Annotated in this window: 26 protein-coding genes; 10 read left to right on the top strand and 16 right to left on the bottom strand. The window is 66.2% G+C overall.

All coding sequences use genetic code 11. The annotated features are described in order from the left end of the window. Positions 1-68: 68 nt before the first annotated feature. The 7 genes from pip to ACI766_RS27505 all read left to right on the top strand — a co-directional run bounded on the left by pip (position 69) and on the right by ACI766_RS27505 (position 8,879). Complete coding sequence (gene pip / locus ACI766_RS27535; RefSeq protein ID WP_003095918.1) at positions 69-1,040, top strand: prolyl aminopeptidase; 972 nt, start codon at positions 69-71, stop codon at positions 1,038-1,040. Beyond that, a complete protein-coding gene (gene dtd, locus ACI766_RS27530) occupies positions 1,037-1,474 on the top strand; it encodes a D-aminoacyl-tRNA deacylase (RefSeq protein WP_003103447.1) in 438 nt (145 codons plus the stop codon). Before pip ends, dtd begins: the two co-directional genes overlap by 4 nt. Before the next feature lie 456 nt (positions 1,475-1,930). Next, complete coding sequence (locus ACI766_RS27525; RefSeq protein ID WP_003095915.1) at positions 1,931-3,508, top strand: glucan biosynthesis protein G; 1,578 nt, start codon at positions 1,931-1,933, stop codon at positions 3,506-3,508. Then, complete coding sequence (gene mdoH / locus ACI766_RS27520) at positions 3,501-6,086, top strand: glucans biosynthesis glucosyltransferase MdoH (protein ID WP_023089706.1); 2,586 nt, start codon at positions 3,501-3,503, stop codon at positions 6,084-6,086. Before ACI766_RS27525 ends, mdoH begins: the two co-directional genes overlap by 8 nt. Before the next feature lie 237 nt (positions 6,087-6,323). Further along, positions 6,324-7,124 (top strand): transporter substrate-binding domain-containing protein, encoded by an 801-nt coding sequence (locus ACI766_RS27515; RefSeq protein WP_003095910.1) that lies wholly within the window; start codon positions 6,324-6,326, stop codon positions 7,122-7,124. Positions 7,125-7,189: 65 nt separating this feature from the next. Continuing rightward, positions 7,190-8,152, top strand: a complete 963-nt coding sequence (locus tag ACI766_RS27510; RefSeq protein WP_003103450.1) for an amino acid ABC transporter permease — start codon at positions 7,190-7,192, stop codon at positions 8,150-8,152. Then, a complete protein-coding gene (locus ACI766_RS27505; protein WP_003095906.1) occupies positions 8,145-8,879 on the top strand; it encodes an amino acid ABC transporter ATP-binding protein in 735 nt (244 codons plus the stop codon). Before ACI766_RS27510 ends, ACI766_RS27505 begins: the two co-directional genes overlap by 8 nt. A gap of 7 nt (positions 8,880-8,886) precedes the next feature. On the opposite strand, the gene ACI766_RS27500 is transcribed toward ACI766_RS27505, so the two are convergent. The 11 genes from ACI766_RS27500 to ubiE all read right to left on the bottom strand — a co-directional run bounded on the left by ACI766_RS27500 (position 8,887) and on the right by ubiE (position 17,687). Beyond that, on the bottom strand, positions 8,887-9,348 hold the full coding sequence (locus ACI766_RS27500; RefSeq protein ID WP_003095904.1) for a UPF0158 family protein: 462 nt from the start codon (positions 9,346-9,348) through the stop codon (positions 8,887-8,889). Positions 9,349-9,457: 109 nt separating this feature from the next. Then, the gene (locus tag ACI766_RS27495; protein ID WP_003103452.1) at positions 9,458-11,401 is read right to left on the bottom strand and encodes a methyl-accepting chemotaxis protein; all 1,944 of its coding nucleotides are present in this window, start codon (positions 11,399-11,401) and stop codon (positions 9,458-9,460) included. Between the two features lie 211 nt (positions 11,402-11,612). Beyond that, entirely contained in the window at positions 11,613-12,320 is a 708-nt protein-coding gene (locus tag ACI766_RS27490; protein WP_003095898.1) for a 16S rRNA (uracil(1498)-N(3))-methyltransferase, read from the bottom strand. Beyond that, on the bottom strand, positions 12,317-13,120 hold the full coding sequence (gene tatC, locus ACI766_RS27485; RefSeq protein WP_003095896.1) for a twin-arginine translocase subunit TatC: 804 nt from the start codon (positions 13,118-13,120) through the stop codon (positions 12,317-12,319). Before tatC ends, ACI766_RS27490 begins: the two co-directional genes overlap by 4 nt. Next, complete coding sequence (gene tatB, locus ACI766_RS27480; protein ID WP_003115042.1) at positions 13,117-13,542, bottom strand: Sec-independent protein translocase protein TatB; 426 nt, start codon at positions 13,540-13,542, stop codon at positions 13,117-13,119. The genes tatC and tatB overlap by 4 nt, the downstream gene beginning before the upstream one ends. A 13-nt stretch (positions 13,543-13,555) precedes the next feature. Then, a complete protein-coding gene (locus tag ACI766_RS27475; RefSeq protein WP_003095893.1) occupies positions 13,556-13,804 on the bottom strand; it encodes a twin-arginine translocase TatA/TatE family subunit in 249 nt (82 codons plus the stop codon). Between the two features lie 25 nt (positions 13,805-13,829). After that, a complete protein-coding gene (locus tag ACI766_RS27470) occupies positions 13,830-14,165 on the bottom strand; it encodes a phosphoribosyl-ATP diphosphatase (RefSeq protein ID WP_003103458.1) in 336 nt (111 codons plus the stop codon). Then, on the bottom strand, positions 14,158-14,562 hold the full coding sequence (gene hisI, locus ACI766_RS27465) for a phosphoribosyl-AMP cyclohydrolase (protein WP_003095888.1): 405 nt from the start codon (positions 14,560-14,562) through the stop codon (positions 14,158-14,160). Before hisI ends, ACI766_RS27470 begins: the two co-directional genes overlap by 8 nt. A gap of 115 nt (positions 14,563-14,677) precedes the next feature. Then, positions 14,678-16,279 (bottom strand): ubiquinone biosynthesis regulatory protein kinase UbiB, encoded by a 1,602-nt coding sequence (gene ubiB, locus ACI766_RS27460; protein WP_003095885.1) that lies wholly within the window; start codon positions 16,277-16,279, stop codon positions 14,678-14,680. Next, on the bottom strand, positions 16,276-16,902 hold the full coding sequence (locus ACI766_RS27455) for an SCP2 domain-containing protein (RefSeq protein WP_003103460.1): 627 nt from the start codon (positions 16,900-16,902) through the stop codon (positions 16,276-16,278). The genes ubiB and ACI766_RS27455 overlap by 4 nt, the downstream gene beginning before the upstream one ends. A 14-nt stretch (positions 16,903-16,916) precedes the next feature. Continuing rightward, positions 16,917-17,687, bottom strand: a complete 771-nt coding sequence (gene ubiE / locus ACI766_RS27450) for a bifunctional demethylmenaquinone methyltransferase/2-methoxy-6-polyprenyl-1,4-benzoquinol methylase UbiE (RefSeq protein WP_003103462.1) — start codon at positions 17,685-17,687, stop codon at positions 16,917-16,919. A 135-nt stretch (positions 17,688-17,822) separates the two neighbouring features. Here ubiE and ACI766_RS27445 point away from each other — a divergent pair, with 135 nt between their 5' ends. The 3 genes from ACI766_RS27445 to ACI766_RS27435 all read left to right on the top strand — a co-directional run bounded on the left by ACI766_RS27445 (position 17,823) and on the right by ACI766_RS27435 (position 19,598). Next, positions 17,823-18,098, top strand: coding sequence for a polyhydroxyalkanoic acid system family protein (locus tag ACI766_RS27445; protein ID WP_003095874.1), 276 nt, complete (start codon positions 17,823-17,825; stop codon positions 18,096-18,098). Between the two features lie 143 nt (positions 18,099-18,241). Beyond that, on the top strand, positions 18,242-18,658 hold the full coding sequence (locus tag ACI766_RS27440) for a phasin family protein (RefSeq protein ID WP_003103463.1): 417 nt from the start codon (positions 18,242-18,244) through the stop codon (positions 18,656-18,658). 10 nt (positions 18,659-18,668) lie between these two features. Next, positions 18,669-19,598, top strand: a complete 930-nt coding sequence (locus ACI766_RS27435) for a phasin family protein (RefSeq protein WP_003146415.1) — start codon at positions 18,669-18,671, stop codon at positions 19,596-19,598. A 43-nt stretch (positions 19,599-19,641) separates the two neighbouring features. Here ACI766_RS27435 and ACI766_RS27430 read toward each other — a convergent pair whose 3' ends face one another. The 5 genes from ACI766_RS27430 to ACI766_RS27410 all read right to left on the bottom strand — a co-directional run bounded on the left by ACI766_RS27430 (position 19,642) and on the right by ACI766_RS27410 (position 25,780). Further along, positions 19,642-20,259 carry a TetR/AcrR family transcriptional regulator gene (locus ACI766_RS27430; RefSeq protein ID WP_003103292.1) on the bottom strand — a complete coding sequence of 206 codons (618 nt, stop codon included), beginning with the start codon at positions 20,257-20,259 and terminating at the stop codon, positions 19,642-19,644. A 55-nt stretch (positions 20,260-20,314) separates the two neighbouring features. Then, positions 20,315-21,997 carry a class II poly(R)-hydroxyalkanoic acid synthase gene (phaC, locus tag ACI766_RS27425; protein WP_003103289.1) on the bottom strand — a complete coding sequence of 561 codons (1,683 nt, stop codon included), beginning with the start codon at positions 21,995-21,997 and terminating at the stop codon, positions 20,315-20,317. Between the two features lie 303 nt (positions 21,998-22,300). Continuing rightward, the gene (gene phaZ / locus ACI766_RS27420) at positions 22,301-23,158 is read right to left on the bottom strand and encodes a poly(3-hydroxyalkanoate) depolymerase (RefSeq protein ID WP_009877202.1); all 858 of its coding nucleotides are present in this window, start codon (positions 23,156-23,158) and stop codon (positions 22,301-22,303) included. 152 nt (positions 23,159-23,310) lie between these two features. Continuing rightward, complete coding sequence (phaC, locus tag ACI766_RS27415; protein ID WP_003161244.1) at positions 23,311-24,990, bottom strand: class II poly(R)-hydroxyalkanoic acid synthase; 1,680 nt, start codon at positions 24,988-24,990, stop codon at positions 23,311-23,313. A 418-nt stretch (positions 24,991-25,408) separates the two neighbouring features. After that, on the bottom strand, positions 25,409-25,780 hold the full coding sequence (locus ACI766_RS27410) for a gamma-butyrobetaine hydroxylase-like domain-containing protein (RefSeq protein ID WP_003095857.1): 372 nt from the start codon (positions 25,778-25,780) through the stop codon (positions 25,409-25,411). Between the last annotated feature and the right edge of the window lie 68 nt (positions 25,781-25,848).

Here is a 25,848-nt window from a genome sequence, read left to right as displayed (position 1 = left end):
GAGCAAAGGACGGGCCCCGCTGTCGACGTTTGCGCCGGGGGCCGAACACATCGCCTCGGGAGCGCATCATGCTAGTTCTGTATCCGGAAATTAAACCCTACGCTCGCCACGAGCTGGCCGTCGACGAACCGCATGTGCTGTATGCCGACGAAAGCGGTTCGCCGGACGGACTGCCGGTCGTCTTCGTCCACGGCGGCCCCGGCTCCGGTTGCGATGCCCTGTCGCGTCGCTTCTTCGATCCCAACCTCTACCGTATCGTCACCTTCGACCAGCGCGGTTGCGGCCGTTCCACGCCCCACGCCAGCCTGGAGAAGAACAGCACCTGGGAGCTGGTGGCGGACATGGAGCGCCTGCGCGAGCACCTGGGTATCGAGAAGTGGGTGCTGTTCGGCGGTTCCTGGGGCTCGACCCTGTCGCTGGCCTACGCGCAGACCCATCCCGAGCGGGTCCATGCGCTGATCCTGCGCGGCATCTTCCTCTGCCGTCCGCAGGACATCCACTGGTTCTACCAGGAAGGCGCCAGCCGCCTGTTCCCCGACTATTGGGAAGACTATGTCGCGCCGATCCCGCCGGAAGAGCGCGGCGACCTGCTGGCGGCCTTCCACAAGCGCCTGACCGGTAGCGACCAGATCGCCCAGATGCACGCTGCCAAGGCCTGGTCGACCTGGGAGGGCCGCACCGCCACGCTGCGCCCCAACCCCATGGTGGTGGACCGCTTCACCGAGCCGGGCAGGGCGCTGTCGATCTCGCGCATCGAGAACCACTTCTTCGTCAACCAGGGCTTCCTCAGGCCCAACCAGTTGCTCGAGGACATGCACCGCATCGCCCATCTGCCTGGCGTGATCGTGCATGGCCGCTACGACGCCATCTGTCCCCTGGACAATGCCTGGGCCTTGCACCAGGCCTGGCCGAACAGCGAACTGCAGATCATCCGCGACGCCGGGCATACCGCCAGCGAGCCGGGGATAGTCGATGCGCTGGTGCGCGCCACCAACGAGATCGGCCGGCGACTGCTCGACCTGCCGCCGGAGGCCGAATGAAGGCATTGCTGCAGCGCGTCGGCGCGGCGCGGGTGGAGGTTGGCGGCGAAATCGTCGGCTCCATCGATCGCGGCCTGCTGGTGCTGGTCGGGGTCGAGCCCGAGGATGGCGAGCGTTGCGCGGCGAAGATGCTGCACAAGCTGCTCAACTACAGGGTGTTCGGCGACGACGAGGGCAAGATGAACCGGTCCTTGCTGGACGTGCAGGGCGGCTTGCTGCTGGTCTCGCAATTCACCCTGGCGGCGAACACCCGCAGCGGACTGCGTCCGAGCTTCTCCAGCGCGGCGCCGCCGGCGCAAGGAGAGGCGGTGTTCGAGCACCTGGTGAAACTGGCGCGGGAGGCCTATCCGCAGGTGGCGACCGGGCGTTTCGGCGCCGACATGCAGGTGCACCTGGTCAACGACGGGCCGGTGACCTTCCTGCTGGAGAGTTGATCGGCGTCGAGGGGATTTTCCCCAAGGTGCTTCAGGGAGGGATGGCGGGGCCGGAACGGTGAATTTTTGTGACAGATACATGGCCTTTTGTCACAACCTCGGTGCATCATCCGCACGCCGATTTCATGCTGTACAGGACAGGCCGGCCGGCATCCCGATGCCGGGCGGGGCGTCCTGCAACCCAATGGACGGGAATCATTCCGCCCGGGCAGGGTCGGAACCTCTGGGGTCGCTAGCCGACGAGCGGCATGCCCCCTGGTCTTCCAGGCCCGGTGCACGTAACGCGAATGACTGGAAACAGGCATTCTTTTTGTCAGATCGCGCCAAATCTGGCTATCTATCGGGTTTGGCAGCGAATGTGGCGAAACCATGTTCGACCGGCACTCCGGTGCCGTCGGAGACCCCTGAACGGTCAGGGCGTCTTCAGTAATTCATGTTCACGGACGAGGGGGCCTCGTGATTTTCCGTTCCGTTTCAAACACCGATTTCCGCGCCCGCGTGCGCACCCTGCTGCTTGCCGGCTCGACCGCGCTGGCATTCGTCGCCGCCCCGGTATGGGCGTTCAGCATCGACGACGTGGCGAGCAAGGCCAAGGACCTGGCCGGCGACAAGTATTCCGCGCCGACCAGCAACCTGCCATCGGAATTCAGCGAAATGAAATTCGCCGATTACCAGCAGATCCGTTTCATCAACGAGCGCGCCTACTGGGGCAAGCTGAAGACGCCGTTCAAGCTGAGCTTCTATCACCAGGGCATGCACTTCGACACGCCGGTGAAGATCAACGAGGTGACCGCTACCACGGTCAAGCCGATCAAGTACGATCGCACCAAGTTCGATTTCGGATCCCTGAAGTTCGACGAGAATGCCACCAAGGATCTCGGCTATGCCGGTTTCCGCGTGCTCTATCCGATCAACAAGGCCGACAAGCAGGACGAGATCGCCACCTTCCTTGGCGCGAGCTACTTCCGCGTGGTCGGCAAGGGCCAGGTCTACGGTCTGTCGGCGCGCGGCCTGGCGATCGATACCGCGCTGCCTTCGGGCGAAGAGTTCCCGCGCTTCCGCGAATTCTGGATCGAGCGGCCGAAGGCGCAGGACAAGCAACTGGTGATCTACGCCCTGCTCGACTCGCCGCGGGCCACCGGCGCCTACCGCTTCGTGCTGCGTCCGGGCAAGGATGCGGTGATGGATGTCCAGGCCCGCGTGTTCCTCCGCGACAAGGTCAGCAAGCTGGGCCTGGCGCCGCTGACCAGCATGTACCTGTTCGGCTCCAACCAGCCGTCCGAGCAGCACAACTTCCGGCCCGAGCTGCATGACTCCAGCGGCCTGCAGATCCATGCCGGCAACGGCGAGTGGCTGTGGCGTCCGCTGAACAATCCGAAGCACCTGTCGGTGAGCACCTTCAGCGTGGAGAACCCGAAAGGCTTCGGCCTGCTCCAGCGCGGCCGCGAGTTCTCCCGCTACGAAGACCTGGATGACCGCTACGACCTGCGTCCGAGTGCCTGGATCGAGCCGAAGGGCGACTGGGGCAAGGGCACCGTGGAACTGGTGGAAATCCCGACCCCGGACGAAACCAACGACAATATCGTCGCGTTCTGGAACCCCGAGACCCAGCCTGAGGTCGGAAAGCCGCTGGACTTCGCCTACCGCCTGCACTGGACCATGGATGAAGACGAGCTGCACGACCCGAAATCCTCCTGGGTCAAGCAGACCATGCGCTCGGTCGGCGACGTGAAGCAGAAGAACCTGATCCGCCAGCAGGACGGCAGCACCGCCCTGGTCGTCGACTTCGAAGGACCGGCCCTGAAGGACCTGGCGCCGGACGCGCCGGTGACCACCCAGGTCAGCACCGACAGCAACGCCGAGGTGGTGGAGAACAGCCTGCGTTACAACCCGGTCCTGAAAGGCTGGCGCCTGACGCTGCGGATCAAGGTCAAGGATCCGAAGAAGCCGGTGGAAATGCGCGCGGCGCTGGTCGACGAGGCGCAGAAGCCACTGAGCGAAACCTGGAGCTATCAGCTGCCTGCCGATGAATAACCCATCCACTACGAAAGCACCGCTGGCCGACTACCTCGCTCATCTTCCCCTGGCGGAAGAGGAGCGGGAGCGGCTTGGCGAGTCCGCTTCCTTCTCCGAGCTGCACGCTCGCCTGGCGGGAGCGGAAGGCGCCGCTGCCGATGCCGGGGGCGATCCCGCCCTGGCCTCGGTACGCGCCCGCCTGCAGCTGGGCACCCCTGAGCTGGACGACGCCGAGATGTTCGGCGTCGACGCCCAGGGTCGCACCTTCCTCAAGATTTCCCCGCCGATCCGCCGTACCAAGGTGATTCCCGAGCCCTGGCGCACCAACATCCTGGTGCGCGGCTGGCGTCGGCTGACCGGACGCAGCAACCCGCCCAAGCCCAAGCGTGCCCTGCCGCGGGCCCGCTGGCAGCGGGTCGGCTCGCTGCGCCGGTTCATCCTGCTGTTGTTGATGCTGGCGCAGACCTCGGTCGCCACCTACTACATGAAAGGCATCCTGCCCTACCAGGGCTGGGCCTTCGTCGACCTGGAGGAGCTGGCCCAGCAGAGCCTGCTGGATACCGTCCAGCAGGTGCTGCCCTATGTCATCCAGTTCGGCATCCTGACGCTCTTCGCGATCCTCTTCTGCTGGGTCTCGGCCGGCTTCTGGACCGCGCTGATGGGCTTCTGGGAGCTGCTCACCGGGCGTGACCGCTACCGGATCTCCGGCAGCAGCGCCGGCAGCGAGCCGATCGCCGCCGACGCCCGCACGGCGATCGTCATGCCGATCTGCAACGAAGACGTGCCGCGGGTATTCGCCGGCCTGCGGGCGACCGTCGAGTCGATGGCCGCCACCGGCGAGATGGAGCGCTTCGACTTCTTCGTCCTCAGCGACACCAACGACCCGGATATCGCCGTCGCCGAGCAGCAGGCCTGGCTCGAGCTGTGCCGCGAGACCAAAGGCTTCGGCAAGATCTTCTACCGTCGCCGCCGGCGTCGGGTGAAGCGCAAGAGCGGCAACATCGACGACTTCTGCCGGCGCTGGGGCGGCGACTACCGCTACATGGTGGTGATGGACGCCGACAGCGTGATGAGCGGCGACTGCCTGGCCAAGCTGGTACGCCTGATGGAGGCCAATCCTGAGGCGGGGATCATCCAGACCGCGCCGAAGGCGTCCGGCATGGACACCCTGTATGCGCGCATGCAGCAGTTCGCCACCCGCGTCTACGGCCCGCTGTTCACCGCCGGCCTGCACTTCTGGCAACTCGGCGAGTCGCACTACTGGGGCCACAACGCGATCATCCGCATGCAGCCCTTCATCGACCACTGCGCCCTGGCGCCGTTGCCGGGCAAGGGCTCGTTCGCCGGCGCGATCCTGTCCCACGACTTCGTCGAGGCTGCGCTGATGCGCCGTGCCGGCTGGGGCGTGTGGATCGCCTACGACCTCGACGGCAGCTACGAAGAACTGCCGCCGAACCTGCTCGACGAACTCAAGCGCGACCGCCGCTGGTGCCACGGCAACCTGATGAACTTCCGCCTGTTCCTGGTCAAGGGCATGCACCCGGTGCACCGCGCGGTGTTCCTCACCGGGGTCATGTCCTACCTGTCGGCGCCGTTGTGGTTCTTCTTCCTGGTGCTTTCCACCGCGCTGCTGGCGGTGCACCAGCTGATGGAGCCGCAGTACTTCCTGGAACCGCGGCAGTTGTTCCCGATCTGGCCGCAGTGGCATCCGGAGAAGGCCATCGCGTTGTTCTCCACCACCCTGACCCTGTTGTTCCTGCCCAAGCTGCTCAGCGTAATGCTGATCTGGGCCAAGGGCGCCAAGGGTTTCGGCGGGGTGATCCGGGTGACCCTGAGCATGCTTCTGGAGATGTTCTTCTCGGTGCTGCTGGCGCCGGTGCGCATGCTCTTCCACACCCGCTTCGTGCTGGCCGCCTTCCTCGGCTGGTCGGTGCAGTGGAACTCGCCGCAGCGCGACGACGACGCCACGCCCTGGAGCGAGGCGATCCGCCGGCACGGCATGCAGACTCTACTGGGTATCGCCTGGACCCTGCTGGTGGCCTGGCTCAACCCGCGCTTCCTGTGGTGGCTGTCGCCGATCGTCGGTTCGCTGATCCTGTCGATCCCGGTATCGGTGATCTCCAGCCGGGTGAAGCTGGGCCTGCGCGCCCGCGACGAAAAGCTGTTCCTGATCCCGGAGGAGTACGACACGCCGCGCGAGCTGCGCGCCACCGACGAGTACACCTACGAGAACCGCTGGCATGCGCTCAAGGATGGCTTCCTCAAGGCCGCCGTCGATCCGTTGCTCAACGCCCTGGCCTGCGCCATGGGCACGGCTCGCCACAACCGTGCGCAAGCCATCGAGACGGTGCGCGGCGAGCGTATCGGCAAGGCCATCGATAAGGGCCCGGAACAGCTCGACGGCGCCACGCGCCTGGCTCTGTTGAGTGACCCGGTAGCACTTTCGCGCCTGCATACGCGGGTCTGGGAAGAGGACCGCGACGACTGGCTCGGCCGCTGGCGCAAGGCCGAGGCGGACGACCCCCACGCCGCCAGCGTACCGCTGGCCCAGGTAGTGCCCGGCGACGCCGGCCTGCTGCCCGCCGCCCAGTCCTGATCCCATGCCCCCGGCGGAGCGCCGCCGGGGGCATGGTCTGTTTCTTGCCTGTTTTCCCCGTGCGGCGCTGCTGTTACCCTGCGCCGGCAATCCAGAAAGTCTCGTATCGTTCGCCAGCTGAGGTACTATCGGCCGCCTTTTGCGCAGCCGGTCATGGCCTGCTGCCCGCCCGGGACGGCGACACGACGAGAGCATCCGTTCGACGACTGTGTTTCTAAGACTGCTGGGGATTGGGGAATGAAAAAGTATCTTGCTTCATTGGTTCTGGGCGTCTGCGCCCTGGTGGGCGTGGCTTCGGTCCAGGCGGCCGGCGCGGTGGAGGACGCGGTCAAGCGCGGCACCCTGCGGGTCGGCATGGACCCGACCTACATGCCGTTCGAGATGACCAACAAGCGTGGCCAGATCATCGGCTTCGAAGTCGACCTGCTCAAGGCCATGGCCAAGTCCATGGGCGTCAAGCTGGAGCTGGTCTCCACCAGCTACGACGGCATCATCCCGGCGCTGCTGACCGACAAGTTCGACATGATCGGCTCGGGCATGACCCTGACCCAGGAGCGCAACCTGCGCCTGAACTTCTCCGAGCCCTTCATCGTGGTCGGCCAGACCCTGCTGGTGCGCAAGGAACTGGAAGGCAAGATCAAGTCCTACAAGGACCTGAACGATCCGCAGTACAGCATCACCTCGAAGATCGGCACCACCGGTGAGATCGTTGCCCGCAAGCTGATCAGCAAGGCCAAGTACCACGGCTTCGACAACGAGCCGGAAGCGGTGATGGACGTGGTCAACGGCAAGGCCGACGCCTTCATCTACGACTCGCCCTACAACGTGGTGGCGGTGAGCAAGTTCGGCGCCGGCAAGCTGGTCTACCTCGACCAGCCGTTCACCTACGAGCCGCTGGCGTTCGGCCTGAAGAAAGGCGACTACGACAGCATCAATTTCATCAACAACTTCCTCCATCAGATCCGCGAAGACGGCACCTATCAGCGCATCCACGACAAGTGGTTCAAGAACACCGAGTGGCTGAAGGAAATGGAATGAACCGCTGACGGCCCCCGCGAAGGGGGCCGTCGTACCTGCGCATTCCATCGTTCGAGAGAGTTTCCGTGACCAAGAAGAAACGTTCCGTCTGGCCCTGGCACCTGCTGACCGGGCTGATCCTGCTGGTCCTGGCCTGGGCGCTGTGGTTCTCCACCTCGCTGATTTCCTATGAATGGCGCTGGAACCGCGTTCCGCAGTACTTCGCCTACCAGGCCGAGGAGCCGTTACGGGCCAACGAGATCGGCCGGGTCGAGGCTATCGAGGAACAGGGCAGGGACGCGCGCGTCACGCTGCTTGGCGAGAGCGGCGAGAAGCAGGTCGTGACCGTCGCCCAGGACAGCCTGCAATTCTCCGAAGGCGACGACGTGGCCGAGGGCGACGCGGTCGGGGTGACCCGCCACTGGGCCGCCGGCCCACTGCTCTGGGGCCTGTGGACCACCCTCTGGCTATCGCTGGTGTCCGGTGCCATCGGTCTGGCTATCGGCCTGGTCGCCGGCCTCTGCCGGCTGTCGAAGAACCCGACCCTGCACGACCTGTCGACGATCTACGTCGAGCTGGTGCGCGGCACGCCGTTGCTGGTGCAGATCTTCATCTTCTACTTCTTCATCGGCACCGTGCTCAACCTGTCCCGCGAGTTCGCCGGGGTCGCGGCGCTGGCGCTGTTCACCGGCGCCTACGTGGCCGAGATCATCCGGGCCGGCGTGCAGTCCATCGCCCGCGGACAGAACGAGGCCGCCCGCTCCCTGGGCCTGAACGCCGGCCAGTCGATGCGCTACGTGATCCTGCCGCAGGCCTTCAAGCGCGTGCTGCCGCCGCTGGCCGGGCAGTTCATCAGCCTGGTCAAGGACACCTCGCTGGTCTCGGTGATCGCCATCACCGAACTGACCAAGAGCGGCCGCGAGGCGATCACCACCTCGTTCTCCACCTTCGAGATCTGGTTCTGCGTCGCCGCGTTGTACCTGCTGTTGAACCTGCCCCTTTCGCACATGGCATCCCGACTGGAGCGGAGGCTCGGACAAAGTGATTGAAGTACGCAACCTGCTGAAGGTCTTCGATACCCGCGGCCAGGTAGTGCGCGCGGTGGACGACGTGAGTACCCGCGTGGCCAGAGGCGAGGTACTGGTGGTGATCGGTCCGTCCGGTTCCGGCAAGTCGACCTTCCTGCGCTGCCTGAACGGCCTGGAGGAGTTCGACGAAGGCTCGGTGAGCATCGACGGCGTCGACCTGGCCGACCCGAGGACCGACATCAATGCCTACCGCCGCGAAGTCGGCATGGTGTTCCAGCATTTCAACCTGTTCCCGCACATGACCGTGCTCGAGAACCTCTGCCTGGCCCAGCGCGTGGTGCGCAAGCGCGGCAAGGCCGAGCGCGAGGCCAAGGCGCGGGCGCTGCTGGCCAAGGTCGGTATCGGGCAGAAGGCCGACGAATATCCCTCGCGCCTGTCCGGCGGCCAGCAGCAGCGCGTGGCGATCGCTCGGGCGTTGTGCATGGACCCCAAGGTGATGCTGTTCGACGAACCGACCTCGGCGCTCGATCCGGAGATGGTCGGCGAAGTCCTCGACGTCATGAAGACCCTGGCCGTGGAAGGCATGACCATGGTCTGCGTGACCCACGAGATGGGCTTTGCCCGCGAAGTGGCCGACCGCGTGCTGTTCTTCGACCACGGCAAGCTGCTGGAGGACGCGCCGCCGGCGCAGTTCTTCGACAATCCGCAGGACCCGCGGGCCCAGGCCTTCCTCCGCCAGGTCCTCTAGTACCGCGCTAGGCGAACGGCTTGCCCGGCGGCGGCAGGAGCGACGTCGGACTCTGCCGCGCGGCCGGCTGGATATCGTTGTCCTCCAGCCAGTCCAGCGCCCATTCGCGCAGGCGCTCGTTCTGGTAGCGGTACCAGTCCTGCAACAGTTCCGGGTACTCCATCAGAGAGTGCTTGAAGGCCTTGAACGGCTTGCGGCTCTGCAGCGCGTTGGCGAGCGTCGCATAGGCGTGCGGCTCTTCCACCTCGCGGAGGAAATCCTGCATCAGTCCCAGCGACTGGGTGGTGCTCAGCGGGTCGATCAGCAGCAGGCGTTCCGGCTCGTTTTCCAGCAATGCGTCCAGTTCGGGATCGGGCGCCTCGGCGGAGATCAGCAGCACCTTGCCGCTGTACAGGTCGAGGTAGTGGTCGATTCCCGGGGTATCCAGGGCGAAGGCCAGTTCGTCGATATCGATGGTCATCGGGCGCATGGCGTCATCTCCCAAAAGGCGAAAGCCTGATCCTACGCAAAGGTGCCCCTCCTGTCCGCTTTCGATGGACGGGAGGGGCTGCCGATGCAAGGAGGATCCTCTCGGGATGTTACAGGCGGAAGCGTCCCACCTGTGCCTGCAACTGCGTGCCCAGGCGCGCCAGCTCGCCGCTGGAGGCGGCGGTCTGCTCGCTGGCGGCGGCCGACTGCTCGGCGACGTCGCGTACGCTGAGGACGCTGCGGTTGATCTCCTCGGCCACCGTGCTCTGTTGCTCCGCGGCAGTGGCGATCTGCAGGTTCATGTTCTGGATGTCGGAGACGGTGCGGGTGATGCTGTCCAGCGCGGCGCCGGCGCGGCGCGCCAGTTCCACCGTGCTGGCGGTCAGCGAGCGGCTGTTCTCCAGGCGTTCGGCGGCTTCGCCGGCGCCCTGCTGGAGACGCTGGATCAGGCCCTCGATCTCGGCGGTGGACTGCTGGGTGCGCTGGGCCAGGCCGCGGACCTCGTCGGCGACCACCGCGAAGCCGCGTCCGGCGTCGCCGGCGCGTGCCGCTTCGATGGCTGCGTTGAGCGCCAGCAGGTTGGTTTGCTCGGCCACCGACTTGATCACGTCGAGGACGCTGCCGATCTGCTCGCTCTCGTTCTTCAGGCGCGCCATGGCTTCGCTGGAAACGTCCATTTCGCTAGCCAGGCGCTCGATGCGGGTCACCGCCTGGTCGACCACCGCGTCGCCCTGGCGCGCCTCTTCGTCGGCCTGGCGAGCGGCCTGGGAAGCCAGTTCGGCGTTGCGCGCGACGTCCTGCACGGTGGCGGCCATCTCGTGCATGGCGGTGGCGACCTGGTCGGTCTCCACTTTCTGGCTGTTGACCCCGGCGCGGGTCTGCTCGGTGACCGCCGAGAGTTCCTCGGCGGAGCTGGCCAACTGGCTGACGCCGTCGCCGATCCGCCCGACCAGCTCGCGCAGGCTGTCGCCCATGCGCTGCATGACTCGCTGCAACTGGCCCAGTTCGTCGCGGCGCTGGAGGGTCAGGGGATTCTGCGGACGCTTGCCGAGGTCGCCGGCGGCGATGGCCTCGGCCTGCGCGAGGGCTTCGTCCAGCGGCCGGACGATCTGCCGGTTGATCGCCCAGCCGGCGACGCAGCCGAAGGCCAGGGCCAGCGCGGCGATCAGCCAGAGGCTGGCGCGGTCGCGGCTGGCGGTGCTCTCGCGCAATTGGCGACCGGCTTCGGTGAGGGTCCGGCCGGCCCGGGCCATATCCTGGGTGCTGCTTTGCATCGCTTGCTGCGCCTGGCGCGTGCGGATGACGCCGGCACGGAACTGCTCGATCCCGCCACGATAGCCCTGGAGGCTGCCCATGGCCTGTTCCAGCGCCGCATCGGCCTCGCCGGGCAACTGGCCACGCAGCGTCGTGGCGGCCTGGCGGAGGGCGTCGAACGCGGCGAACGCGGCCTGCTCGGCCTTGTCGCTGCGTTCGAAGACGTAGCCGCGCACCTGGTAACGCACCATGAGCAACTGTTGGTGCAGGTCGGCCACCGCACGGCTACGTTGCAACGCCTGCGGGTCGCCGGCCTGCTGCGCGAGGCTGGCGTCCATCAGTTCCTCGAGGCGGGCGAAGCTGTCCAGCGCCTGCTGTGCAGTGCCCACCAGCACACCACGGGCGGCGCTGCGTTGCTGATCGGCTGCGGCGAGGTCGTCGAAAGCCTTGCGGTAGGCTTCGATGGCTTCGGCTTGGTGGGCCAGGGCGGCCGGGTCGAGCTCGCTGTCGCGCAGCGCCTGCAGGCGCTGGAGCATCCCGGCCAGGGTCTGGCGGACCTGCTCGGCCTGGCGCGGGTCGCTGCCGGCTTCGAATGCCAGGCGGCCTTGTTCGGCTTGCTGGGTCTGTTCCATCAGGCTGGCGACTTCGGCGAGCTGCTCGCTGAGGGCGGTCTGGTGCGTGAGGGTGCGGTTGCTGCTGATCACCACCAGCAGAAGCAGCGCGAGGAGGACACCGAAACCGACCATCAGCTTGCGGCTGACGCTCAGCTTGGCCAGTTGGAGAACCCACCAATCGTACATCGTCATTACTCCAGGCAGTGCGACACCCTGGGTTGGCAGCCCCATGGCGTGGCGGAACAGGTAATGGCTCAGCGTCGTCGCGTCCGGCGTGCGGGCGCGGAGGGCCGGTACGTGGCCGGCGGGCGAGGTCTTATGGTTGTCGTGCGGAGCCCTGCGCGACAGAGGATGTCGGCCGGGCGGGGAAAACCTTCAGTCTTTTACCGGAGTTTTTTCAGAACAACCGCGCAAGCAGGGCGCTGACCGCGGTTTCCACGCGCAGGATGCGTTCGCCGAGCTGCACCGGATGCAGTCCGGCTTCGCGCAGCTTGTCGACCTCGTAGGGAATCCAGCCGCCTTCCGGGCCGATCGCCAGGGTCACCGGCTTCTCCACCGCGCGCGGACAGGCCGGCCAGGGACCGGGATGGCCGACCAGGCCGAGGCTGCCGGCGGCCAGGGCCGGCAGGCGGTCTTCGACGAAGGGTTTGAAGCGCTTCTCGACGATGATTTCCGGCAGCACCGTATCGCGGGCCTGCTCTAGGCCGAGGACCAGGTTCTCGCGGATCGCCGCCGGGTCGAGGAACGGGGTCTGCCAGAAGCTCTTTTCCACGCGGTAGCTGTTCAGCAGCACCAGCTTCGGTACGCCCATCGCGGCGATGGTCTGCAACACCCGGCGGAGCATCTTCGGTCGCGGCAAGGCCAGCAGCAGGGTGATCGGCAGCTTGGCCGGCGGCGGCTGGTCGAAGCGCACTTCCAGGGTCGCCTCGCTGGCGTCGAGCTTCAGCAGGCGACCTTCGCCCATCCAGCCGCCGAGGCGGCCGACCCGCAGGGTGTCGCCGTTCTCGGCGCGGTGCACTTCGTGCAGGTGCTTGAGGCGGCGATCGTGCAGGACCGCACGATCCGCCGACACGAAGTCGGCGTCGTCGAGGAGCAGCAGGTTCACTGGCGGGTGGCCGGAGGCTGGTCGCCGTCGCTGGCCGGTTGGTCGTCCGGATGCTCGCCGCGCTTGCGTACCAGGCGGCCGAACAGCAGGCCGATCTCGAACAGCAGCCACATCGGCACCGCGAGCATGGTCTGGGAGAAGATGTCCGGCGGGGTCAGGACCATGCCGACCACGAAACAGCCGATGATCACGTACGGGCGGATCTTCTTCAGGTACTCGACGTCGACCACTCCGATCCAGATCAGCAGCACCGTGGCCACCGGGATCTCGAAGGCGACGCCGAAGGCGAAGAACAGAGTCAGGACGAAGTCCAGGTAGCTGTTGATGTCCGTCATCATCGCCACGCCCTCGGGCGTCACGCTGGCGAAGAAGTGGAAGATCATCGGGAACACCAGGAAGTAGGCGAAGGCCATCCCGGCGTAGAACAGGATGATGCTGGACACCAGCAGCGGCAGCGCCACGCGCTTCTCGTGCTTGTACAGGCCGGGCGCGATGAAGCCCCAGACCTGCGCGAGGATCACCGGCATGGCGAGGAACAGCGCCACCACCATGGTCAGCTTGAACGGCGCGAGGAACGGCGAGGCGACGTCGGTGGCGATCATGCTGGTGCCTTCCGGAAGGAAGCGGCGCAACGGCTCGGAGACCAGGGTGTAGATCTTCTGCGAGAAGTAGAACAGGCCGGCGAAGATCAGGAAGATCGCCGCCACGCTGCGCAGCAGGCGCGTACGCAGTTCGGTCAGGTGCGAGACCAGGGGCATTTCCTGGTCGTGCTCGGGCTGCTCGGGTTTATCGGCGCTCATGGATTACGCGGCGTCTCGGACGGTGGCGAAGGGGGAGTGGAGGCAGCGACTGCCGGCGGTGCCGCGGCGTCCGCGGGCGGAACCGCAGGCGTGCTGGTCGGCGGCGGCGTGGGTACGCTCGGCGCCGGGCTCTCGGCCGCCGGCGGCGGGGTTTCCTGCGGGGGATTCTGGCCGGTCAGCGGGGCCAGCAGCTTCTGCGCTTCGCGCTCCATCGAGAGGATGTGCTCGTTGTGCAGTTGCCGGCGAATCTCGTCCGCGCCGATTTCCCGTTCCACTTCCTGCTTGATGGTATTGAAACTGCGCTTCAGGCGGCCGATCCACAGGCCGGCGGTACGTGCGGCGCCCGGCAGGCGCTCGGGGCCGAGCACCAGCAGGGCGACCAGCCCGACCAGCAACAGTTCGCTGAAGCTGATTCCGAACATCGATGGCTACCCGTCAGTCCTTGCGCGCCGGCTCTTCGACCTTCTGCGCCTGGGCGTCGATGGTGTGCGGCTGGTTCAGCGGTTGGGCCGGCTGGGCGGCGGGCTGGTCCTTCTTGTCGTCTTCCTCGGTGTTCACCGCCTTGCGGAAGCCCTTGATCGCTTCGCCGACGTCGGAACCGAGGTTCTTCAGGCGCTTGGTGCCGAACACCAGTACCACGACGATCAGGATGACGATCCAGTGTTTCCAGTCAAAAATGCCCATGTCGTATTCCTCGCAATGTGTAGGTTCAGGCCGATGGTTGGCGGGCGGCTTTCTCGGCGTGGCCGGAAAGGCCGAAGCGGCGCTCCAGTTCGTCCAGCACGGCTTGCGGATGCTGGCCGAGGGCCGAGAGCATCACCAGCGAGTGGAACCAGAGGTCGGCGGTTTCGTAGATCAGGTCCTGGCAGTCGCCGCTGGCCGCGGCATCCTTGGCGGCGATGATGGTTTCCACCGACTCCTCGCCGACCTTCTCCAGGATCTTGTTCAGGCCCTTGTGGTACAGACTGGCCACATAGGAGCTGTCGGGCGCGGCGTTCTTGCGCTCCTCGAGCACCGCCGCCAGGCGGGTCAGGGTGTCACTCATGGTGGTGTCCTGCGTGTTCGTAGATAGCGTCCGGGTCCTTCAGCACCGGATCGACGGTCTTCCAGGCGCCGTTCTCGAAGACGCGGTAGAAACAGCTTTCCCGGCCGGTATGGCAGGCGATCCCGCCGACCTGCTCGACCATCAGGATGACCACGTCGGCGTCGCAGTCCAGACGCAGTTCGTGCAGCTTCTGCACGTGCCCGGACTCCTCGCCCTTGCGCCACAGCTTGCCACGCGAACGCGACCAATAGATTGCACGGTTCTCGCTGGCGGTCAGGGCCAGCGCCTCGCGGTTCATCCAGGCCATCATCAGCACGCGCCCGGTCTCGTGATCCTGGGCGATCGCCGGGACCAGGCCGTCGGCGTTCCAGTGAATCTCATCCAGCCAGTCTTTCATGGTCTTTCCACGTTCGTTGCCGGTACGTTGCGCGCGTTTCCGGCGGAAATGGGAGTAGTGTGCCAGCCGGGAGCGCGACTGGCTATCGGCGCGGGCCTAGTGGCCGTGCGCGGCGCTAGCGGCGCAGGATCAGGAACACCCCGCCGGCCAGCATCACCCACGCCGGCCAGGCTTCCAGCTGCTGGCCCAGGCCGACCTCGGCGGCGCCGACCAGCAGCACCGCGCCCACCAGGCGCCCGAGCCAGTCGTGGCGGGAACCTTTCCACTCCGGCGGCGGCGCATTGTGGGCGTGCGGTTGTGACAGGCGTTCGAGGGTGTCGCGGGCCATTTGCGATAGGTGCGGCACCTGCTCGACCTGTTGCTGGAAATTGCGCAGCAACTGCTTCGGGCTGACCCGTTCGCGCATCCAGCGCTCCAGGAACGGCTGGGCGGTGGCCCACAGGTCGAGTTCCGGGTAGAGCTGGCGGCCGAGGCCTTCGATGTTCAGCAGGGTCTTCTGCAGCAGCACCAGTTGCGGCTGGATCTCCATGTTGAAACGACGCGCGGTCTGGAACAGGCGCAGCAGGACCTGGCCGAAGGAGATGTCCTTCAGCGGCTTCTCGAAGATCGGTTCGCAGACGGTGCGGATCGCCGCCTCGAAGTCGTTGACCTTGGTTTCCGCCGGTACCCAGCCGGAGTCGATATGCAGTTGGGCGACCTTGCGGTAGTCGCGCTTGAAGAAGGCGATCAGGTTGCGCGCCAGGTAGTCCTGGTCCTCGTCGGTCAGGCTGCCGACGATGCCGCAGTCCACCGCGATGTATTGCGGGCTCCAGGGCGCGCGGGTGCTGACGAAGATGTTGCCGGGGTGCATGTCGGCATGGAAAAAGCTGTCGCGGAACACCTGGGTGAAGAAGATCTCCACGCCGCGCTCGGCCAGTGCCTTGAAGTCGGTGCGCTGGTCGCGCAGGGTTTCCAGGTCGGTCACCGGGATGCCGTAGATGCGCTCCATCACCAGCACCTTGGGCCGGCACCAGTCCCAGTAGACCTGTGGCACGTAGAGCAGCGGCGAGCCTTCGAAGTTGCGTCGCAGCTGCGAGGCGTTGGCCGCCTCGCGGAGCAGGTCGAGTTCGTCGACGATGGTCTTCTCGTAGTCGCTGACCACTTCCACCGGGTGCAGGCGCCGCGCCTCGCTGGAGACCCGCTCGGCGAGGCGGGCGAGGATGAACAGCCAGGCGATGTCGGAGCGGATCACCGGTTCCAGGTTCGGCCGGATCACCTTCACCACCACTTCCTCGCCGCTCTTCAGGCGCGCGGCGTGGACCTGGGCCACCGAGGCGGAGGCCAGCGGTTCGCGTTCGAAGCGGGCGAAGACCTGTTCGATCTTCGCGCCCAGCTGTTCCTCGATGCGCTTGACCGCCAGCTCCGGCGGGAAGGGCGGCACCTTGTCCTGCAGCCAGGCCAGTTCGTTGGCGATGTCGTCGGGCAGCAGGTCGCGGCGGGTGGAGAGAATCTGGCCGAACTTGATGAAGATCGGTCCGAGGTCCTGCAGTGCCAGGCGCAGGCGCGCGCCGCGGGTCAGTTCCAGCTTGCGCCGCGGCAGCCAGCGCCAGGGCAGGGTGGCACCGAGCAGGCGCAGCCACCAGGGCAGCATCGGCAGTTCGAGGATCAGGTCGTCCAGGCGGTAGCGGATGACGACGCGCTGGATGCGCAGGAGGCGGCGGACAGCGAGGAGCTTCATGCGTCGGGCTTGGTCTTTTGGCTGAGGCGTCCGACGCGCGCGTCGAGACGATCGAGGGCCAGCTTCAGCTGGTCCAGTTCGGCGAAGCGTGCTTCGGCTTCGTGCTGGCCGACCAGCGTACGGCTTTCCTCGGCAAGGTAGTCGGCCAGGTTCAGGCGCAGGCTGTGCAGGCTCTGCGCGCTCCAGCGCGAAGCGTCGCGCAGGCCGCTGCCGAGCACCTGGGTGGCGAGCGGGCCGAGCCAGCGCGACAGTTCGTACTCCCAGTCCAGCTCCAGGCTCTGCAGGATGCCGGCCAGTTCCAGCAGGGCCGCGCTGTCGCCGTCCATGCTGACTTCCGGGCTGTGCAGGACGCGGGTCTTGTCGCGCGCCAGGGCCAGGTGCAGGAGGTTGCCGGCCGGCGCACGCAGGGTGCAGTCGACCTCCGCCTCATGCTGCGCGGCGAAGTGCAGGCCGTCGCCGGCGGGCAGGATGAAGATCCGCAGCGGCGGGCTCAGGCAGTCGACCTCGATGACCTTGGCGGAAAGCCTGCGCAGGCGCGGCAGCGCTGTCCCGTCGAGGCGCAGGACGCGATTGATGCCGGTTTCGGCGGCGGCCAGCACGGCCTGGATCAGCAGCGAGCTCATCGGCGCGCCCTCGGTTAAGGCTTGATACCGCGGTGCAGGGCGACGATGCCGCCGGTCATGTTGTGGTAGGTCACGCGGTCGAAGCCGGCTTCCACCATCATCGCCTTCAGGGTTTCCTGGTCGGGGTGCATGCGGATCGACTCGGCCAGGTAGCGATAGCTCTCGGAGTCGTTGGTGACCAGCTTGCCCATCAGCGGCAGCAGGCTGAACGAATAGGCGTCGTAGGCCTTGGACAGCAGGTTGCTGCTCGGCTTGGAGAACTCCAGCACCAGCAGGCGGCCACCGGGCTTGAGCACGCGCAGCATGGAGCGGATCGCTTCGTCCTTGTGGGTGACGTTGCGCAGGCCGAAGGCGATGGTCACGCAGTCGAAGTGGTTGTCCGGGAAGGGCAGCTTCTCGGCGTCCGCCTGGACGAAGCTGACGTTGCCGGAGACGCCCTTGTCGAGCAGCTTGTCGCGGCCGACCTTGAGCATCGAGGCGTTGATGTCGGCCAGCACCACCTCGCCGGTCGGGCCGACCAGGCGCGAGAACTGCCGGGTCAGGTCGCCGGTGCCGCCGGCGATGTCGAGCACGCGGTTCCCGCTGCGCACGCCGGACAGCTCGATGGTGAAGCGCTTCCACAGGCGATGGATGCCACCGGACATCAGGTCGTTCATCAGGTCGTACTTGGCTGCCACCGAGTGAAATACCTCGGCGACCTTCTTCGCCTTCTGGCTTTCCGGAACGTTCTGGTAGCCGAAGTGGGTGGTGGGTTCGGCGTCGGCGCCTTTGCGGGGATCGTTCATGACGTTCTCACCTGGAAAGAATGCCGGGCATTCTAACAGGATGTGGGGAAAGTGCTGTGCCGCCGTCCGACGGCGCGGGTGCGGTGTTTTGTCTGGCCGCGTATAGTTTTCCGATCTGCAATCAGGAGTCGATCCATGTCGCGTATCCACATCGAACGTCCGCACAGCCTGGGGCTGGACGCCGCACGGGCCAAGGCGGAGAAACTGGCCGAACGTCTGGCGAAGGAGCACGGCGTGCAGTGCGAATGGCAGGGCGACGAGCTGACCTTCAAACGCAGTGGCGTCGACGGCAGGATCGCGGTGGGGGCGGACAAGGTCGCGGTGGACGTCAAGCTCGGCCTGATGCTGTCGGCCATGAGCGGCCTGCTCAAGGGCGAGATCGAGAAGGCGCTGGACAAGGCGCTGGCCTGATCCCGCCGGGCGTTCGCCGTCCTGGCGGCGCCCATCTTCCGCTTAGTATGCGGTTTCTAATTTTCCCCGATACCTTGCTCTCACGCTGCCAGCGTTCCGGCGGCGCCTGCGGTTTCTTCAACCCAACGAGCGTGAGGTGCCCCATGGCCAAGATTGCCCTGAAGAAAAAGACCGTTTCCGAATCCACTTCCCTGGTCTCCGAGATCCGCCACTATGCCCGCCAGATCTGGCTTGCCGGCCTGGGTGCGTATTCCCGCCTGGGCACCGAAGGCAGCGACTACTTCAAGGAATTGGTGAAAGCTGGCGAAGCCCTGGAGAAAAAAGGCAAATCGCTGGTCACAAGTCAGGTCGATTCGGCCAATGACAGTGTCAAGACCGGCCTCTCTTCGGTGAAGGGAAAAGTCGAAGACCAGCTCGACAGGATCGAGCAGGCATTCGACAGCCGTGTCGCTAGCACGTTGAACCGGATAGGCATACCTTCCCGGAACGATGTCGAAGCACTCTCTGCTAAGCTGGATGAGCTGAGCGCAGTGCTCGAGCGTGTCGCGAGAACCCAATAAGGAGAGCAGGATGGCTGGCAAGAAGAAGAGCGAAAAAGAGTCCAGTTGGATCGGCGAGATCGAGAAATACTCGCGGCAGATCTGGCTGGCTGGTCTGGGGGCCTACTCGAAGGTCAGCAAGGACGGCAGCAAGCTGTTCGAGACCTTGGTGAAAGACGGCGAGAAGGCTGAAAAAGAAGCGAAGTCCGATGTGGACGCGCAGGTCGGTGCGGCGAAGGCTTCCGCCCGCTCTGCGAAGAGCAAGGTCGACGAGGTTCGGGACCGTGCGCTCGGCAAGTGGAGCGAGCTCGAGGAAGCTTTCGACAAGCGCCTGAACAGCGCCATCTCGCGTCTCGGCGTGCCGAGCCGCAACGAGGTGAAGGAGCTGCACAGCAAGGTCGATACGCTGACCAAGCAGATCGAGAAACTCACCGGCGTCAGCGTCAAGCCGGCGGCGAAGGCAGCGGCCAAGCCTGCGGCGAAACCGGCTGCCAAGCCCGCGGCGAAAACCGCAGCGGCCAAGCCGGCAGCTAAACCGGCAGCCAAGGCCGCCGCCAAGCCTGCGGCGAAACCCGCGGCGAAAAAAACCGCGGCGAAAACCGCGGCCGCCAAGCCGGCAGCCAAGCCCGCCGCCAAACCGACTGCGAAGGCCGCAGCGAAACCGGCGACCAAGCCGGCAGCCAAGGCCGCGGCGAAGCCTGCTGCGAAACCTGCCGCAGCCAAGCCTGCCGCGAAGCCGGCAGCCAAGCCGGCCGCTGCGACCGCCGCCAAGCCCGCGGCGAAACCTGCCGCCAAGCCGGCTGCGAAAAAGCCTGCGGCGAAGAAGCCGGCAGCCAAGCCCGCCGCGGCGAAACCGGCCGCTCCCGCCGCGTCTTCGAGCGCGCCCGCTGCCCCCGCCGCCACACCGGCTGCCAGCGCTCCGGCAGCGAACGCTCCGGCGACGCCGAGCAGCCAGGGCTGAGTCCTGGCGGCAAGGCACACGCCCGGCACTCGCCGGGCGTTTTTCATTCCGGTCCCAGGTAGCGCTGCGCCAGGCTTTCCGCCGAGCGTTGGGCCTCGCTGCGCAGATGCGGGGCGACCAGCATCATGATCTGGTAGACCACCGTGCGCACCTCGCCCTTGCTGCCCAGTACCCGCTGGTAATCCAGGGAGAACAGCAGGGTCAGGGTGATCTGTTCGACCAGTTGCCCGAGTGCCGGCGCGTCGCTGCGCAACTGCCGGTCGGCCTTGAGGCGGGCCAGCAGGGTGGCCAGGGTCCGCTTCAGCGCGCCGAGCCAGGTACGGATGCCGCGAGCCAGCCGTGGCAGGCGCCCGGTCAGGTTGGACAGGTCCTGGAACAGGAAGCGGTAGTGGGCGAGGCGCTCGACGATCAGGTGCAGGAACAGCCAGTAGTCCTCCGCGCCCAGGCGCACCTCCTCGGGCGGATCGAGCAGCGGCGCCAACTCGGCCTGGAACCGCTCGAACAGCGCCATCACCAGCGGTTCCTTGCCATGGAAGTGGTAGTAGAGATTGCCCGGGCTGATGCCCAGTTCGTTGGCGATCTCCAGTGTCGAGACGTTGGGCTCGCCCTGTTCGTTGAACAGCAACAGCGAGCATTCGAGGATTCGGTCGCGTGTCTTCATCCGGACTTCTTCTGGGGATGGAGGTGCCCGGCTCCAGGCGCCCGGGCCGGATCTTTCAGCGTATATGCACGTAGGTGCCCGGGGCCGCTTCGAGGGGCGGATGCGCGGCGCTGCCAAGGTTGAAGTCAGGGTTGCCCAGCTCGCCCGAGCGCTCCTGCAGCCAGCCCAGCCAGACCGGCCACCAGCTGCCCTCTTCGCGCTTGGCGTCGTAGTACCAGGCGCGTGGATCGCTGCTCAGCTTGTCGTTCTCGAAGTAGCAGGCCTTGGGGTTTCCGGGAGGGTTGAGGATGCTCTGGATGTGCCCGCTGTTGGACAGGATGAAGCGGCGCTGGCCGCCCAGCAGGAGGGCCGAGCGATAGACCGCGTCCCAGGGCGTGATGTGGTCGGTGATGCCGGCGACGTGGAAGCTGTCGATCGCCACCTTGCCCAGGTCCACCGCGGTCCCGCTGACCTCCAGCGCGCCCGGGCGGGTCAGCGGGTTGTGCTTGAACAGGTCGAGCAGTTCGCCGTGGAACGCCGCGGGCAGCCGCGTGTTGTCGTTGTTCCAGTAGAGGATGTCGAACGCCGGCGGCTGCCTGCCGAGCAGGTAGTTGTTGACCCAGTAGTTCCAGATCAGGTCGTTGGGGCGCATCCAGGCGAACACCTTGGCCATGTCGCGCCCGTCCAGCACGCCATGCTGGTAGGAGCGGCGCTTGCTGCTCTCCAGGGTCTGCTCGTCGGCGAAGAGCATCGCCGGGCTTTCCATCTGGCTGTCGAGCAGGCTGACCAGGTAGGTGACGCTACTGACCTTGCGCAGTTGCCGGCGCACCTGCAGGTGGCCGAGCAAGGCGGCCACGGTGAGCCCGCCGGCGCAGGCGCCGGCCAGGTTCACGCTGCGGCTGCCGGTGATCTCGCGGCTGACCTCGATGGCCTGGTCGAGGGCCTCGACATAGGTGCTCAGGCCCCATTCGCGGTGCTGGGCGTCGGGGTTGCGCCAACTGATGACGAAGACCTGCAGGTTGTTCTTCAGGGCGTACTGGACGAAGCTCTTTTCCGGCGACAGGTCGAAGATGTAGTACTTGTTGATCTGCGGCGGCACGATCAGCAGGGGCTTGGCGTACTGGCGCTCGCCCAGCGGCTTGTACTGGATCAGCTCCAGCACCTCGTTGCGGAACACCACCGCGCCTTGCGTGGTGGCGAGGTTGCGACCGATCTCGAAGGCGGTCTTGTTCACCTGGCTGGGCATGCCGCCGTTGTGCACCAGGTCTTCGAGCAGGTGGCGGACGCCATTGAGCAGGCTGATCCCGCCGGTATTGAACAGTTCCTTTACCGCCAGTGGATTGATCAGGCTGTTGCTGGGTGCCACGGCGTCGGAGAGCAAGGCGACGAGGAAGCGGGCGCGGGCGCGATCGTCGCAGTCCAGGTTGCTTTCGTCGATCCAGGCGAGCAGTTGCTTCTGCCACGCCAGGTAGGCCTGCAGGGTGCGCCGGTAGAAGGGATTGAGGCGCCAGGATGGATCCTGGAAGCGGGCGTCCTGTGGGTTCGGCTGGTGCAGGGTGTCGCCCAGCAGCACCTTGCCCAACTGGCCTCCGAAGGCGACCAGGTGCCGCGCACTGTGCAGCGGCTGGCGCAGGCCGTGGACAGCCAGGCTGCGGACCGTCGTCAGCAGGTCCTTGCCGCGCAGGCCGACGATGGCGCTCTGTGCACTCATGAACTCGGCGGGCACCGGCACGCTACCCGATTCCTGCTTTTCTCGCATGGACCACACTCCGTCGTAGGACCACAGTCTGGATGCCACGGGCGATCGTCCCCTGGCTCGGAATACTCAGTTATAGCCTGTGAATTCCGTTTCACCCGGGGCAGAACCGCACACCTGCCTGAACAGGGAGGATGCCGCCCGACAGTGGGGCAGCAAGCGCTGTACCACAACGCCGGGAGGGGCGTCGCAGAGCTTGCGCTGTCGCGGCGAAGCCAGGCGCCATGCGCCGTTGCGGAACATTGACTATGCACCTGCACCATGACGAAGCAGTGTCTGCTGCCCTGGTGTTGCCCGTGCAGCAGTTCAGCCGGTCTTGGGCAGGAACGGACGAGGGTGCATGATGGCGCGACGGCGCTCCTCGGCGAGGAACTTCATGATGATCGGCGCCACCGATTCGGCGCGGGTCACCAGGAACAGGTGGCCGTCGTCGATCACGTGCAGTTCGGCGTTGGGAATGCGCCAGGCCAGCACACGCATGTTGATCAGCGGGATGATCGGGTCGTCGTCGCCGGCCAGCACCAGGGTCGGCTGGCGGATCCTATGCAGCCAGTGGATGCTGGTCCAGCCGAGCCCGGCGAACAGTTGCCAGTAGTAGCCCAGCTTGCCCGACGAACGCACCTTGCTGGCATGCGCCATGGCCAGCTTGGGGTCGCGGCGGAAGGCCCCGCCGTAGATGTCCGGGGCGATGTGTACGCCATAGGAGGGCTGGATGTAGCGCCGCGGGCTGGCCATGCGCATCAGTACCTTCGGCTTGCCTGGCACCATCACCGCGCCAGCCGAAGTGGCGGCGAGGATCAGCTTCTTGCAGCGTTCCGGATAGTCGTGGGCGAACTGCTGGGCCAGCGCGCCGCCCCAGGACACGCCGATCGCGTTGACCTGGCCGTAGTCCAGGTAGTCGAGCATCCGCGCCGCCAGCTTGGCCAGGCCGGGAAAGCGGTAGGGCACGCTGGGCGTCGAGGAACCGCCGACGCCGGGAACGTCGAAGGCGATCACCTCCAGTTCCGGGTCGAGCGCCTGGACGAAGGGGAACACCAGTTCCAGGTTGGCGCCTATGCCGTTGAAGATCAGCAGCGGAGTGCTTCCTTCCTTGCCCGGCCGCACTGCGGTGCGGATGGTCTGGCCGTCGAGGTCGATGGTCCGGAAGACGAAGGGCTGGGGCATGCTCGGGGTCCTCGGCGGCGCGGCCGCGGGCTCGGCGATACGGGGCCTGGCCGGCTTCCGCGCGGCACGGGGCCGCGCCGGAGGCGCTGGCGGGGTTTCGTCGGCGGAGGCCGCGGATCGCTCCTGCGGCTGTTCTTCAGGCTGGTCGCTTTTCATCGTTCATGCACGTAGGTTCCGGGCGCGGCTTCGCCGGCCGGATAGGTCTTGTTGCCCAGGTTGGCGGGCGCCTTGCGGGTCTTGCCGGAGCGTTCGGCCAGCCATTGCTGCCAGTGCAACCACCACGAGTCGGCGTGCTTGCCGGCCTGTTCCAGCCAGGCCTTGGGCTCGGCGGGCAGTTCCGGATTGGTCATGAAGCGTGCCTTGGGGTTACCCGGTGGGTTGAGGATGCTCTGGATGTGACCGCTGTTGGAGAGGATGAACTCGCACTTGCCACCCAGCAGCCTGGCCGACTTGTAGCACGACTCCCAGGGGGTGATGTGGTCGTTCAGACCGGCGACACAGTAGAAGTCGCAAGTCACCTGCTTCAGGTCGATGGGCGTGCCGGAGACCTCCAGGGCGCCGGGGCGGTTCAGCGGGTTGCTCTTGAACAGTTCGACGAACTCGCCGTGCAGCGCGGCGGGCAGGCGCGTGGTGTCGTTGTTCCAGTAGAGGATGTCGAACGCCGGCGGCTGGTTGCCGAGCAGGTAGTTGTTGACCCAGTAGTTCCAGATCAGGTCGTTGGGGCGCATCCAGGCGAACACCTTGGCCATGTCCTTGCCCTCCAGCACGCCGGACTGGTAGGAACGACGCTTGGCGGCCTCCAGAGTCTTCTCGTCGGCGAACAGCGCGACCTGGGTATTCAGTTCGAAGTCGAGCACGCTGACCAGTTGGGTGAAGGCGTTGACCTTCTTCTCGCCGCTGGCCACGTAGTGGCCGACCAGGGTCGCGGTGGTGATCCCGCCGGAGCAGGCGCCGAGGAGGTTGAGGTCCTTGCTGCCGGTGATCGACAGGACTACCTCGATGGCCTCCTTGAGCGCCTCGATATAGGTGGTCAGGCCCCATTCGCGCTGCGACTTGGTCGGGTTGCGCCAGCTGACGATGAAGGTCTGCACGCCGTTGCGCAGGCAGAAGCGCGCCAGGCTCTTGTCCGGCGACAGGTCGAAGACGTAGAACTTGTTGATCTGCGGCGGCACCACCAGCAGCGGGCGTTCGTGCACCGACTCGGTGATCGGCCGGTACTGGATCAGTTCCAGCACGTCGTTGCGGAACACCACGGCGCCCTCGGTGGTGGCCAGGTTCTTGCCCACCTCGAAGGCGTCCATGTCCACCTGGCTCGGCATCCCGCCGTTGTTCACCAGGTCCTTGGCCAGGTGGCCGAGGCCGTCCAGCAGGCTCTTGCCGCCGGTCTCGAAGAAGCGCTTGACCGCCGCCGGGTTGCTCAGGCTGTTGGTCGGCGACATCGCCTCGGTCAGCAGGTTGATGACGAACTGGCCACGACTGATGTCCTGCGGCGACAGGTCGCTGTGGCTGATCCAGCTGTGCAGCTCCTTGCGCCAGGCCAGGTAGGTCTGCATGTAGCGCTTGTACAGTGGATTCTGGCTCCAGGCCGGATCGGAAAAGCGTCGGTCGTCATCGCCTGGGCGTAGCTCCGACTGGCCGAGCAGGACGTTCTTCAGCTCCAGGCTGAAATGCGCCACGTGCCTGGCGCTGTGCAGCGGCTGGCGCACCGCCTGGAGCAGGACCATGCGCGCGGAGGTGAGCAGGTCCTTGCCCCGGATGCCGATCACCGGATTCAGGTTCAGCGTGTTTTCCGCGGCTTGCTTGGGAAGCTCGTTATTGTTCTTCTGACTCATCGGCAACGCTCCATTGTTCGAGGCGAAACAGGGGACCGCAACGAAACCGGGGACCAGGTGTCCGGCCGGCTACTGCTCGACTACCAGCCCACCCGCACGTTTCAGGGCGGGGCGGACGCACGTCAGGGAAGGGAACCCGGACAAGGGGCTGCACCGTCTTGGTTACGCGAGTTTCCGCTGGCGTGCAAGCTGGCAGAAGCATCGGTGGCCGGCGTGGCTGGCCCGGCGAGCGGCCGACCTGCGGACTAGAGCGTTGCTGCCGTGCAGGGTAGGACATTCGCCGTGGCGACCGCGCCGACCGGATGTCTGGTCTGGCAGTCTGCGGGGCGAATGTTGCAAATGACGTGCCCTCGTTCGGGGCAGCGGGGAAAAATCGCCTGGATGCCGTGTGCCGCGAAGGGGCACTCGGCCCGGCGCTTCAGAGCATCAGCTTGACGACCGACTCGTCGGGGTCGCGCGACTTGCCGGCGCTGGCCAGCTCCGCCAGGTAGTCGGCCCATAGCTGGTCCTTGCGGGTCGCCAGCTCGTACAGGTAGTCCCAGGTGAACAGGCCGCTGTCGTGGCCGTCGTCGAAGCTCAGCTTAAGTGCGTACTGGCCGGCGGGTTCGACGCCGACCAGGCCGACGTTCAGCTTGCCGTACTGCAATACCGGGTTGCCGTGGCCCTGGACCTCGGCCGAGGGCGAATGCACGCGGAGGAACTCGGCAGGCAGGTCGTAGCTATCCTCGCCGTAGCGCAGGGTCAGGGTCTTCGAGGCTTTGTGCAGCTGGATGGCGGAAGGGATACGCATCGCATCGGACTCGCGGAAGGGCGGAGTACAAGGATACCCCGGTTCGGGACCGCGCGGCCCGCCGCCAC

The sequence above is a fragment of the Pseudomonas sp. DL genome (assembly GCF_047199225.1).
GTDB classification, from domain to species: Bacteria; Pseudomonadota; Gammaproteobacteria; order Pseudomonadales; family Pseudomonadaceae; genus Pseudomonas; species Pseudomonas aeruginosa.
Note: the sequence above shows the minus strand (reverse complement) of the source record. Positions and strands in the feature narration are given on the sequence as shown.